Consider the following 11,615-nt stretch of genomic DNA (forward strand, 5'->3'; position numbering starts at 1 on the left):
GTCGTGAGGGGACGTACGTGGACTGCGTGAGGCCGAGCTGTGGGGTGTGGGTGTGCTGAGCCTACAGAGATCTTATGGACTTGCCGTTGGGGAGCACATCAGGGCCGGGATACGGTGCTGGGACGATCAGAGTGCTGGACGTGGGGGGACCGTATGGGACAGGGCAAGAGTGATCTCGCGCTCCCGCTGACCGAGTTGGAGGGATTCGGTCGGCGACTGCGTTCCCTCAGGACCCGGTTGAACCACACCAAGAAGCTTTTCGAGTCCTACCAGGACGACATCGGCGACGGCAGCGTCAATGACGCGCTCGGGGATTTCGAATCCAACTGGGAGGACGGGCGCGAGGACATCACGCAGCAGCTGGACGCGCTGGCGAGTATGTCCGACGCCGTCGTGCGCGAGTTCAAGAAGCTCGACGACGAACTCACCAAGAAGGTCGACGACGCCATGAGGACCGAGGACAAGCGGAAGAAGAAGTAGCCGCTGTCCGCCCCCGGCCGGGGCATACGGAAAAGGCCCCGGTCGCGGACGACCGGGGCCTTCTTCGTGCGTCGCGCCGCCTGCGTCAGGAAGCGACCGCGGCGTTGAGGTGCAGGTCCGCCGCGATGCCCTGCGGGGAGACGGTGAGGCCCACGCCGCCACCGACGCCGGCGGTGAGGCCGGCGGCCGTGGTCTCGACGTAGAGACCGGCAGCGGCGCCGGCGCCCGCGGCGACACCCGCCTGGCCGCCGGCGATGCCGTCCAGCTCGGCGTCGGACATCGGGGCGGTCTCGATCTGCGGGGTGAAGGCCATGGAAGGCGGTTCCCTTCGTTTCAAAAATTCGAGGTGCTCAAGCGCCACCGATCAAAGCACGCGGGAAGAACGGACGGCCAGCCTGCGGTAATTCGGGTGGGGTGGAACGACGGGTCCGTATTCATGTGTGTGGTCGTTCGGTCACCGGCCGGCCCGTTCTCTTCACATCATCCGCCGCGTCGCCGTACACGCGGGTGACGTACGGCGGGGGAAATGCGCCGGGACCGGTTCGCGCCGGGTGATTCCGCGACCTCGCGGTGAACGGTGTGCAGATCCCTGGAAGGTTCCGGCCCGGGTCGTCAGCCGACCTGGTTCTCCGCCACCGCCTGGCCGTGGACGGTCACGTCGCCGCCGTAGAACATCCCCGTGAAGACCGGGGAGTACGTGAGCTGCACCTCGACCTCGACCGCGTCGGCGTCCGCCGCGACGCAGTGGGTCGCGGCGATGTCCGCGCCCGTCATGTCCATCTCGCGGGCGAAGGCCTTCACACGGGCGTCGCAGTTCTCGAAGTTGATGGGGGCCGGGCCGCCCTCGTTCTCGTAGAGGGCCTCGCGGTCGATGTCCTGCGCGGCGTAGCGGGCGGCCTGTTCGGCGATGTCGGCGGCGCGTTCACGCTTGGAGATGGACAGGCCGCCGTCGATGACGAACGCGGAGAGGGAGAGGAAGACCAGCGCGAAGACGATGACCGCGCCGGCGCCCGAGCCGCGGTCGTCCAGGTGCGTCCGGCGCGCGGCCCACCAGGTGCGCCCGGCCCGCAGAACCTCTCTCACGCCGACCTCCGGAAGGGATCCAGCGGGGAGCTGAAGCTGGCCGTCAGCCGTGTCGGGACGTCCAGGCCGAGCATGGCCAGGCCCCGCACCTGGCAGCTCACCTCGACGGTGAAGATGGTGTCCGGCTCGAAGCCCTGGCTGGTCTGGACGACCGAGACCGGGCCGGAGCAGACGTCCGCCAGGTTGGCCTCGGCGGCCTTCCTCGCCTCGGCCATGGCCAGGGCGTGGTTCTTCTGGATGGAGCCCGCGCGGGCCGCGTCCCGGGCGGCGCCGTCGAGGGCTCCGCGGCCGTCCACGAGCTGGCCGAAGGCCACCAGGACGAGGATGAACAGGATCATCACCGGTGCGAGGATCACGACCTCGACGGTGGACAGACCGCTGTCGTCGCCCCTCCGGCGGCCGCGACGGACCCCACGGCCACCGCGGCCACCGTGGCTTCCCGGAAGGGAAGAAGAGCCGGGCATCAGTTCCCCTCCTCCTGGACGAACCGCTCCACCGGCCCCACCGACTGCGCGTGCACCGTCAGGTCCAGCCCGGGGAAGACCGTGGGGACGCGTGCCTCGATCTCCACGCCCACCGTGTTCTGCTCCGGCTGCAGCATCGTCACGTCCGGCGAGAGGACCAGCTGCGGGCCCAGCTGGCGGATGTAGCTGTCGACCACGTCCCGCGCCTCGCCCCGCCAGCCCCCCGGCTGTTCGTCGGCCGTGGCGCGCGCCTTGCGCGCGCCCGCCTGGGCCGCCGCCTGGGCCACGTGGTCCGCGAAGAAGTACAGGGCGAACTGCACGGTCGCGAAGATCATGAAGAACAGGACCGGGGTGAGCAGCACGAACTCGATCGCGGTCATGCCCGAGTCGCCGCCGGCGGCCGCCCGTCTCCGTGCGGCCTCCACCCTGCGGCGTATCCGTCTGCCCAGCGCTGCCGGCATCCCAGTGAACCCCGTTGTCCCTGAGCAGGTCAGCAGGTCTTGCCCGCGTCCGCGCCCTTGATGCAGTCGCCGACCTTGTTGGCGCCCTCGCTCAGCGCGGCGTTGATGATGGCGGCCACGACGCCGACGATCGCCACGACGACCGCGGAGATGATGACCCACTCGACCGCGGAGGCACCGCGGTCCAGCTCGCCGGAGCGGGCCCGCTCGGTGCGGGCCTGGAGGAAGGTGACGAGGAAGTCCACGGCGGGGATGCCGGTGTGGAAGGTGCGTCCGTTCATGACGTCTTGTCCTTTCGAGATCGGTTCGGGGAGGTTCTTCGGTCGGGAAGGCCGGCTCACTGCACCTGGAACACCCGCATCGCCGCCGGAAAGATCAGAAACACCAGGAACCCGGCGCACAGCAGCAGCTGCGCCACCAGCATCGACTGCGACTTCTCGCCCGCGCTGCCCTCGATCTCGGCGAGTTCGCGGTGCCGCATGGTCTCGGCCCGGGAGGCGAGGGACTCGCGCACCTTCGCGCCGTCGTCCGCCACCAGCGCCAGGGAGGCGGAGAGGTCCTTGAGCTCCTCCACGCCGATCTCCTCGCCGAGCTGGCCGAGCGCCTGCCACTGGCTGACGCCGGTGATGCGGGCGTCGGACAGGGCGTTCCTGATGCGCTGGTTGGCCCAGCCGTCGGAGACCTCGGCCGCCGCCATCAGGGCCTCGGGCAGGCCGCGCCCGCCGGCCAGGCTCATCGACACCAGGTCGAGGTAGGCGCCGATCACCCGCCGCAGGTCGCGCCGTTTCTCGGCGGCGTCGCGCCGTACCTCCAGGTCGGGCAGGAAGAAGAAGACCACCGCGCACAGCAGGGCCAGCCACACCGGGATGATCGGGCTGCTGCCGAACCCGAGGGTCCAGACGACGGCGAAGAGGAACGGGCCGAAGAACAGGCCCGCCACCGCCAGCAGCACCTTCGTCGCCAGGAACTTCTCCCAGCTGCGCTGGAGGACCGCGAGGTCGGCGCGCAGCGAGCGCTGCTCCCAGCCCTGCTGCAGGTAGAACTCGCCGACCCGCAGGCCGACTTCGGCGCGCAGCGCGCCCAGGCGGCCCGTCTCGCGCTCGACGCGCGCCGACTCGTACGCCGCGCCGCGCGCCCGCATCGCGTCGATCCGCGCGACCTGCGAGATCGCGCTGCGCTTGCCGGGCATGAGGGCGCGGACGAGGGCGTAGAGGCCGAGGCCGATGACGGCGCCGACGACGAGCGGCATGGTGAGGTTCACCGGCGTGCCCCCTCTTCCTGCGGCAGCGTCTGCTGCGACTGCTGCGACGGCGTCCTGGGACGGACGAACTGGACGCCCGCCTGGTCGCGGACCAGGAAGCGCTCGGGCGTCTCGATGGTGGACAGCTTGCGCAGCCACCAGAAGCCGAGCGCGAACAGGCCGCAGACGCAGGCGAGGACCAGCTGGCCGACCGCCGTGCCGTACGGCTCCACGAAGTCGCGGTTGAAGATGGACAGGCCGAGGACGAAGGCGATGGAGACGGCGACGACGATCTGCACCGAGCGGCGGGTCGAGGCGCGCTGGGCCATGACGCGCTGGCGCATGTCGACCTCCTCGCGGGCCGACTTGGCCAGCGCGCCCAGCACCTGGCGCAGACCGGGGCCGCGCAGCCGGGCGTTGAGGATCAGGGCCGCGACGATGATGTCGGCGGAGGCGTCGTCGATCTCGTCGGCGAGCTGCTGGAGCGCCTCGGGCAGCGGGGTGCGGGCGCGCAGCCGGTCGACGAGGGCGTCGAGGTGGGGCCGCAGGACGGGGGCCGCGGCGCGGGCGGAGGCCGGGATGGCCTGCTCCAGGCCGACGGCGCCGGCGATGGTGTCGCGCAGGGACTCCGTCCAGGAGGCCAGGGCCTCCACGCGGCGCATGGCGGCCCGCTCCTCGCCGGCGCCGCCGAAGAGGCGGTCCCAGAAGAAGACGAGGACACCGGCCGCGATGCCGGCGACCGCCCAGCGGGTCAGCAGCAGCACGACCAGGCCGACGATCGCGGCGAGGGAGCCGCGCTGCCCGGCGAAGCGGAGCAGTTCGCTCGCCCGCTGGGCGGCCTTCTGCTTCTCGTGGTCGGGTTTGGCGGGCAGCCCGCGTACGGCGACGAGCAGCAGGGCGAGTCCGCCGCCGACGGCGACACCGCTGACGGTCGAGTACAGGATCTGGGTGGAGAACAGGCCGCCCATGGAGCCGAGCGAGCCGAGTGCGGCGAGCGTCGTGGTGTTCACCCCCGGCTCACCCCCAGGTCCCGGTCGGCCGGTAGCCGTGTGCCATCAGTTCCTCCAGGCAGGCAAGGGGGGCGTGCGGCACGACCCGGCCGTCGGGAGCCTGCGCGAACACCTCGCTGGACAGGACGCGCCCGTCGACGCCGTTGACCTCGCGGACGGAGGTGACCATGCGCTGCAGGCGGCCGCCGTTGACGAAGTCGTTGCGCCGCTGGATGAAGACGACGAAGTTCACGGCGCCGGCGATCAGCATCTGGCTGGCCTCGATGGGCAGCCGCTCGGAGGCCTGCAACGCGTACGTGGAGATACGGTTGAACACCTCGCTGGAGCTGTTGGCGTGGATCGTGGACAACGAGCCGTCGTTGCCCTGGGACATCGCGTTGAGCATGGTGACGATCTCGTCGCCGAGGACCTCACCGACGATGACGCGCGAGGGGTTCATACGCAGTGACCGGCGCACCAGCTCCGCCATCGAGATGGCGCCCTGCCCCTCGGAGTTGGGCAGGCGCTCCTCGAAGGCGACGACGTTGGGGTGCAGGTCGGGGAAGGTGTCGAGGCCGAGCTCCAGGGCCCGCTCGACGGTGATGAGGCGCTCGTGCGGCGGGATTTCGTTGGCGAGGGCGCGCAGCAGGGTGGTCTTGCCGGCGTTGGTGGCGCCGGCGATCATGATGTTCTTGCGGGCGCGGACCGCGCAGGCCAGGAAGTGGGCGACCTCGGGGGTCAGTGTGCCGTTGCCGACGAGGTCGGAGATGAACACCTTGCCCATGCGCGCGCGGCGGATGGACAGCGCCGGGCGCCGGGCCACGTCCATGACGGCCGACAGGCGCGACCCGTCGGGCAGCCGCAGGTCCAGCTGCGGGTTGGCCGAGTCGAACGGCCGGGACGACAGGCCCGAGTAGGCGCCGAGCACCTGGATGAGCTCGATGAGCTCCTCGTCGGTCTCGGCGACCGGGTCGCCCTTCACCTCGCGCCCGTCGGCGTATCCGACGAAGACCTGGTCGCAGCCGTTGATGTCGATGTTCTCGACCTCGGGGTCGTCCAGCAGCGGCTGGAGCCGGCCGACGCCGAACAGGGCCGCGTGCACGGCGGCCGCGTACTGCTCCTCGGTCTCGGCGTCCAGCGGCGTACGGCCCGCGTTGATCTCGGCGCGGGCGTACTCCTCCAGGATCTGGGCGATGACGGCGCGGGCGTACTGCCGTTCGTCCTCCGTGGACATCGGAGTGACGTTGTTGAGCTGGTCCTGCCGGCGTTGTTCGGCGATGCGGTCGCCGGCGTCCTGACGGAACCGCTTGACCAACTGGTGGTCGACAGCGGTCATGTGCCGGCCCCCGCGTGGCCCTGCGTCCGGCCGTGGTGCTGGGCGTGCTGAGCCTGCTGGGTGTGCTGAGTCTGCTGGGTGTGCTGAGCCTGCTGGGCGTGGTGGGCCTGGTTCGCCTGGGCGGAGGCGGCCCAGGCGGCGCCGTACTGCTGGTGGATGTCGGCGGCGACCTTGCGGGCCGAGCGGATCAGCAGCGACTTGTCGAGACGGCCGCGCCTGCGGCCGGCCAGCTGCTCGGCGCCGGCCGGGTCGTCGGCGATGGTGCCGAGCACGCGGGCGCCGGTCTGGGCGTGCACCAGCATGTCGTTGACCTGCGAGGCGAGCTTGCCCGCCGTGCCGGTGTCGGCGATCAGGACGACGCCGATGACCGGGTTGGCGAGGCTCGCGGCGCCGCGCGGACCGCCGTGCAGCTTGCCCGCCAGCGCGGCGGCCCGGTCGCGCACCCGCGCCAGGGACTCCGGTTCGGTGCGGGAGAGCAGCAGCACGAGCGAGGCGTGCGGGAACAGCTCGACGGCCGGGGTGTCGCCGCTGATGCGTCCGCAGTCGGCGATGACGTCGGCGGCGGCGTGCGGGGAGTCGGACAGGGACGCGAAGGCGTGCCCGAGGGTGGGCCACAACCCGGCGAGCCCGGCGGCCTGTTCGGCGATGCCGAGCCCGACGAGCACCTCCAGCCCGCCGCTGAGCGGCTGGACGTGGTCCCACAGCTGGTCCGGCACGAGGCCGCGGCGCGCGGTCGCGGCGATGGAGAGCATGCCGGTGTTGGGGTTGAGCGGTCCGCCGTGCGCGGCCGCACTGCGGTAGACGAGGTCACCGCCCGCCGGGTCCGTCTCGGCGAGCAGGACGCGCCGCGGCCAGACCGCCGCGAGGGCGACGGCCGCGGTGGTGACGCCGGGGGAACCCTTGTCGGCGGCGAGAGCGATGAGCGCCATGGGGTGGGTGCCGCCTTCTAGTTGCCGGGGACGTGCACGATGGCGACCTCGCCCGCGGCCGCCGCGGTGGCGAGCGCGGCCGCGTCGGCCTGGTCGACGAGGAGGGTGAGCGAGAGGTTGCCCGTGCTCACGGTGGCGTCGTCGTCCTCGGCGACGGTGTTGACGCGCGCGTCGTCGACGAGGGCGCCGCCGGAGGAAGAGGTGCCGCCCGTACCGGAGTTGCCCTCGGAGTTGTTCGAGCCGGAGCCCCCCGTCGCGCCGACGCGGTAGGCGGAGACGATGTCGCCGGCCTTGATGTCGGCCGGGTAGTGGCCTTCCTTCAGCGCGAGACCGACGGAGGCCTTGCCGGCGGGGAGGGTGGCCGCCTTGGCGAACATCTGGCCCATCACGACCGTGTCCGGGTAGATCGTGGACTTGGCCTTGAGCGTCTTGAGGGTGCCCAGCTGCTCCCACTTGACGTAGTTGATGCTCTCGTCGGCGGCGACCATGACGGAGGTCACGTTGTCGCCGACGGACTCACCGGCCTGGATCTCCTTCGTCACCTTGACGACCTCGATCCGGTCGCCGGCCTGCAGCACGAGCATCGTCGCGCCGAGCGCGCCCACGAGGATCAGCAGGACGGCCAGGGCGGCCAGAGCGGGTTTGCGCTCGCGAGGCGGTGTGGGAAGGCGGTCGCCGACCGAGGGCTGAGCCGGAACGGCGGAACGGCCTGCGCCCGCCCCCGTACGCTCTTGGATCTTCACGCAACCGCTCCCCGTACACCCAAGAAGTTCTCTACAAAATGGGACACTTCGCACTTCTCGGCCCGCTGACGTAGCGCCTGAGCTGGCCGAATAGCCAGCGCCGAAGTGAGTGTCAAGCCAGGGCACCGTATCAGCCGCACATAAGCCCCTCAAGGCGCGTCCGGCCCCACCAGCCCCAGGTTGCGGCCCGTTGTCCCTCTGCAACGCCCACGGCCCCACGACCCGCCCGGCCCCGGCCGGACGGCACTCCGGCGTCTGTGCGCCAGCGAATCCGCCACCTTCCCAACAAGCTGCGACAGACGGCCTGTTGGTTACGCGGCGGCCATGATGCCTGCACGATTCACTCACGAATCCGGGACCTCGTCGTGATGGTTCCCCCTCGCCCACCGTCGATCTGTAGCACTCGCGAAGCCCTTAGTAGAGTGCCGCGCGGACAGCGATCGGACAGCGGGGGAGCTCACCGGTGAGAGCAGTCACGACGAACAGCGCGCACGCTGGGCGTATTCGAGTGGAAGGCAGCGGGCGCGGCGGAGTCCTGCGGCTGCTCCTGGCCCTTTGCACGCTGACGGCCGTCTTCGCAACCGCCACACCGGCCCGGGCCGACTCCCCGGTCGCCCCCACCCAGGCGGCGTATCTCGCCGACCGCCTCCGGGAGAACCCCGTCCACGTCACGGACCAACTCCCCCGGGAGGTGCCCCGGTCGACGGCGCCCGAGTTCGCCAGGCTCGCGAAGAAGACCGGCGTCCCCACCTACGTCCTGGTCCTGCCGACGCAGAGCAGCACGGACGCCGAGCAGTTGCTCGGCGCGGTCCACGACCGGCTCCGGCGCGACGGGCTGTACGTCCTGTACGAGGGGACGGACCTCGCGGAGGCCACGGCCTACGGCGTCCGCGCACCCGCCGACGCCGCCGCCACCGTCGCGCTGTACGAGCTCCCCTACGACGCCGGCCCGTTGCGCAGCTTCGAGCGTTTCGTCGAGGTCGTCGCACAGGGCGAGGAGAAGGCCGCCGCACGCGCCGAGGCCGCTCGCGAGACATACGCGGACGCCGAGCCCGCCGAGCTGTACATCGGCCCGTCCGACCGCTCCGACCAGTCCTTCCTCACGGGGATCCTGCTGACCGGCGTACCGCTGATGATCCTGCTCGGCGCCGGGCTCGTGCGGCGCCGGCGCCGGCGTGCCGGGGCGGAGCGCCGCCTCCCCCGGTGGGTCGTGCCCGGCGCGGCCACCCTCGCCGCCGCGGTGATCGCCCTCACTGCTCCGGCCGTCTTCGACCAGACCAGGTCGAGCGCGGCCGAGCCGCCGACGCCCGCCGACCTGTCCGCCCGCGTGGAACGCGTCGCGGCGGGTCTGCGGCAGAACCCCGTGTACGCCGACCCGGAGAGCCCCCGCGTGCTCGACGACCGCGGGCTGGATCGGCTGCACGACCGCATCCGGGACTTCCGGCGCTCCGCGGGCGGCGGCCCGGTGTACGTCGCGCTCGTGCCGCAGACGCCCGAGAGCGAGGCCGCGGGCGACTCGTGGCTCTTCGCCGCCGCCGTGCACGACCGGACGGGCCGGGACGGGGTGTACGTCGTCGCCGACCCGGACGACGGCTCGATCGACCTCTACAACTACGGCCTGCGCATCGACTCCAGCCGTATCTCCTTCGACCTGCCGGACTCCGTCACCCTCGGCGACAGCAGAGCCGACGAAGCGGACGACCACCTCCTCGGCGAGCGCCTCGACAGGCTCATGACCTTCCTCGACGAGGCCCCCCGCACGGACCGCCCGCAGCTCGAGACGGATCCGGCCCCCGCCCCGAGCGCCGCCGGCGAGAACACCCTGCCGCCCCTGTTCGCCACCGACTTCTGGCCCGGCCTGTTCGTCGGCGCCTGCCTCGCTCTGCTGCTGTTCTGTGTGGCGACCGGACTGATGTGGGCGTTCGACGGTCTGCGCCGGTGGCGCTCCCCCGTCCCCGAGCCGACCCACCACCTGCCCCTCACGGCACCGACCGAGCCGTCGGAGTCCTACCTCCGGCGCACCGCCCGCGCCGAACTGACGGCACTCGTCCAGGAGTTCACCGACCGGGACGAAGCCGGTCAGGCCTGGGACCTCCTCGACGCGGCACTGCTCCTCGTCGACGGCGACCCCGGCCGCCTCGGAGAGCCGGCCGTCGACCCCGCGACCCTGGTCACCGTCATCGTGCTCGCCCGAGCGGGCCGCGCCGCGCTGTCGGGCGACCCGACGGACCTGTGCTGCGGTGTGAACCCCCTCCACGGACCCGGCGTGAGCCGCCACCACGTCCGTGTCTCCCCGCAGGGCCCCGCCCGCCGCCTGCTCCCCGTCTGTGATTTCTGCCGCGACGCTGCCATCGCAGACCCGACCGGCGTCCCGGGCCGTCTGCTGAGGCTGCCCGGCCCGTCCTCGGGCCAGGACCGCCTGCCGTACTACGACGTGACCGACGGCCCGCTGACCGCTCTGCCCCACGGCCTGGCCCGGCTCGTCGCCAAGGTGAGGGAGACCGCCGGTGTCCACTGACGTCAGGCGCCTTGCCGCCGCCGTTCTCACGGCACTGCTGCCGGCGGCGCTCTCCCTGGTCGCGTTCACCACGGCCACCGCCCGGGCCGCCGACGGCGACGCCGACAGCGGTGGCGGCCCGAGCGCGGGACAGCGCATCGCGCAGGCGCTGCGCACCTCCCCGGTCTATGTGGACGACGCCTACGCCGAAGCCGTACCGCCCTCCCGGCAGCGGCAGTTGGCTGAGCAGGTGCGCCGCACCGGACTGCCCATCAAGGTCGTTCTCACGCCGCTCACCAAGGGCGACGCGTTCGACGGCGACTCCGATGTGCTGGCGGGAGTCGTCCGTGACCGGTTCCCGGACCGGCGCGAACTCATCGTCATCACGACGGACAGCGACTTCCCCGATTCCCTGGAGGGCTACGAGTGGCCCGCGGACACTCACCAGGCGCATGACGCCGTGGCCGCCACCGGCCTCCTGGCGGAGACCCGGAACGCGGGCCTGGCGGACCTGACCGCACGAGCCGTGGACCTGGTGGCGGAGGGCAAGGGCCGCCAGCGGTACGAGGAGGCGCTGGAGAAGCTGGACGGCTCGGCGCCCCCCGGTGCGCGGGCCTCGGAGCCACCGGCGTCCGGACCGTCCTCCAACGGCGCCGGGCGCTGGTGGCTCTGGCCGCTCGTCGCCGTCCCGGTGCTGGCCCTCACCGCCTTCGCCGCCCGCGCGCTGGCCCGTGCCCGCAGGACCTCCCCGGCCGTCCCCCAGCTGGTGTTCGCGACGGCCCGGGCCGCCGACGAGTCGCGGCTGCGGAGCCGGGCGGAGGCGGAGGTGCTGGCACTCGGCGAGGCGACCCGGGCCGCCGACGCCTCCACCACCCCCGGCCTGCAGAACGCCCTCGACGCGTACGCCGCCGCGGGGAAGGTCCTCGACGAGGCGCGCGGCCTGCCGGACCTGGCGGGCGTCCTGGCCCTGACCCACGAGGGCCACGCAGCCCTCACCGGCTCCCCCGGCCTCCCCCTCTGCTTCTTCGACCCGCGGCACGGCCGCGCCGCCCTCCGCACCCACTGGCGCCGGCTGGGCCGCCGCGACGGGCTCGACGTGGCGGTGTGCCAGGAGTGCGCGGACACCCTGCGGGACCGCCGCGCCCCGAGCGTCCTCACCGACAGGGACGCGTCGGGCCGCACGGTCCCCTACTTCGAGGTCCCGCCCGGACGGAGTCCGTGGGCGGTGAGCGGGTACGGGTCGCTGCTGCCGGTGACGGCGGGGTTGCGCCGGTGCGCGACCGGAAGTCTCGCGGGGGAGCGACGGCGCACGGTCCTGCGGCGACGTACGAACCGATGAGCGCGAAACGCGCGCGGCGAGCCGAGGCAGCTTGCTTCGCATCAGGCATCACCG

General features: G+C 72.3%; 13 protein-coding genes. 3 read left to right on the plus strand and 10 right to left on the minus strand.

The window, feature by feature from the left end; genetic code table 11:
• Nucleotides 1-153: 153 nt before the first annotated feature.
• On the plus strand, nucleotides 154-480 hold the full coding sequence (locus ACPXCS_RS26770) for a hypothetical protein (RefSeq protein WP_425950018.1): 327 nt from the start codon (nucleotides 154-156) through the stop codon (nucleotides 478-480).
• An 85-nt stretch (nucleotides 481-565) separates the two neighbouring features.
• Here the strand turns inward: ACPXCS_RS26770 and ACPXCS_RS26775 are convergent, their stop codons facing one another.
• The 10 genes from ACPXCS_RS26775 to ACPXCS_RS26820 all read right to left on the minus strand — a co-directional run bounded on the left by ACPXCS_RS26775 (nucleotide 566) and on the right by ACPXCS_RS26820 (nucleotide 7,725).
• A complete protein-coding gene (locus ACPXCS_RS26775) occupies nucleotides 566-793 on the minus strand; it encodes a hypothetical protein (RefSeq protein WP_425950020.1) in 228 nt (75 codons plus the stop codon).
• 299 nt (nucleotides 794-1,092) lie between these two features.
• Nucleotides 1,093-1,563 (minus strand): pilus assembly protein TadG-related protein, encoded by a 471-nt coding sequence (locus ACPXCS_RS26780; protein ID WP_425950022.1) that lies wholly within the window; start codon nucleotides 1,561-1,563, stop codon nucleotides 1,093-1,095.
• Nucleotides 1,560-2,027 (minus strand): TadE/TadG family type IV pilus assembly protein, encoded by a 468-nt coding sequence (locus ACPXCS_RS26785; RefSeq protein ID WP_425950023.1) that lies wholly within the window; start codon nucleotides 2,025-2,027, stop codon nucleotides 1,560-1,562. The genes ACPXCS_RS26780 and ACPXCS_RS26785 overlap by 4 nt, the downstream gene beginning before the upstream one ends.
• On the minus strand, nucleotides 2,027-2,488 hold the full coding sequence (locus tag ACPXCS_RS26790) for a TadE family protein (protein WP_425971033.1): 462 nt from the start codon (nucleotides 2,486-2,488) through the stop codon (nucleotides 2,027-2,029). The genes ACPXCS_RS26785 and ACPXCS_RS26790 overlap by 1 nt, the downstream gene beginning before the upstream one ends.
• 29 nt (nucleotides 2,489-2,517) lie before the next feature.
• Entirely contained in the window at nucleotides 2,518-2,769 is a 252-nt protein-coding gene (locus tag ACPXCS_RS26795; protein WP_031107180.1) for a hypothetical protein, read from the minus strand.
• A 56-nt stretch (nucleotides 2,770-2,825) separates the two neighbouring features.
• Nucleotides 2,826-3,749 carry a type II secretion system F family protein gene (locus ACPXCS_RS26800; RefSeq protein WP_425950025.1) on the minus strand — a complete coding sequence of 308 codons (924 nt, stop codon included), beginning with the start codon at nucleotides 3,747-3,749 and terminating at the stop codon, nucleotides 2,826-2,828.
• Nucleotides 3,746-4,696: a type II secretion system F family protein gene (locus ACPXCS_RS26805; RefSeq protein ID WP_425950207.1), complete on the minus strand. Its 951-nt coding sequence runs from the start codon at nucleotides 4,694-4,696 to the stop codon at nucleotides 3,746-3,748. Before ACPXCS_RS26805 ends, ACPXCS_RS26800 begins: the two co-directional genes overlap by 4 nt.
• Before the next feature lie 49 nt (nucleotides 4,697-4,745).
• The gene (locus ACPXCS_RS26810; protein ID WP_425950027.1) at nucleotides 4,746-6,053 is read right to left on the minus strand and encodes a CpaF family protein; all 1,308 of its coding nucleotides are present in this window, start codon (nucleotides 6,051-6,053) and stop codon (nucleotides 4,746-4,748) included.
• The gene (locus tag ACPXCS_RS26815; RefSeq protein WP_425950029.1) at nucleotides 6,050-6,982 is read right to left on the minus strand and encodes a hypothetical protein; all 933 of its coding nucleotides are present in this window, start codon (nucleotides 6,980-6,982) and stop codon (nucleotides 6,050-6,052) included. Before ACPXCS_RS26815 ends, ACPXCS_RS26810 begins: the two co-directional genes overlap by 4 nt.
• Nucleotides 6,983-6,999: 17 nt before the next feature.
• Nucleotides 7,000-7,725, minus strand: coding sequence for a hypothetical protein (locus ACPXCS_RS26820; protein ID WP_425950031.1), 726 nt, complete (start codon nucleotides 7,723-7,725; stop codon nucleotides 7,000-7,002).
• Between the two features lie 463 nt (nucleotides 7,726-8,188).
• On the opposite strand from ACPXCS_RS26820, the gene ACPXCS_RS26825 reads away from it, so the two are divergent.
• Together ACPXCS_RS26825 and ACPXCS_RS26830 are read left to right on the plus strand one after the other, a co-directional pair.
• The gene (locus ACPXCS_RS26825; protein WP_425971036.1) at nucleotides 8,189-10,243 is read left to right on the plus strand and encodes a hypothetical protein; all 2,055 of its coding nucleotides are present in this window, start codon (nucleotides 8,189-8,191) and stop codon (nucleotides 10,241-10,243) included.
• On the plus strand, nucleotides 10,233-11,561 hold the full coding sequence (locus tag ACPXCS_RS26830; protein WP_425950034.1) for a hypothetical protein: 1,329 nt from the start codon (nucleotides 10,233-10,235) through the stop codon (nucleotides 11,559-11,561). Before ACPXCS_RS26825 ends, ACPXCS_RS26830 begins: the two co-directional genes overlap by 11 nt.
• The last annotated feature ends 54 nt before the right edge of the window (nucleotides 11,562-11,615 follow it).

This window comes from Streptomyces sp. DT190, assembly GCF_049846985.1.
In the GTDB taxonomy this organism is placed as follows: domain Bacteria; phylum Actinomycetota; class Actinomycetes; order Streptomycetales; family Streptomycetaceae; genus Streptomyces.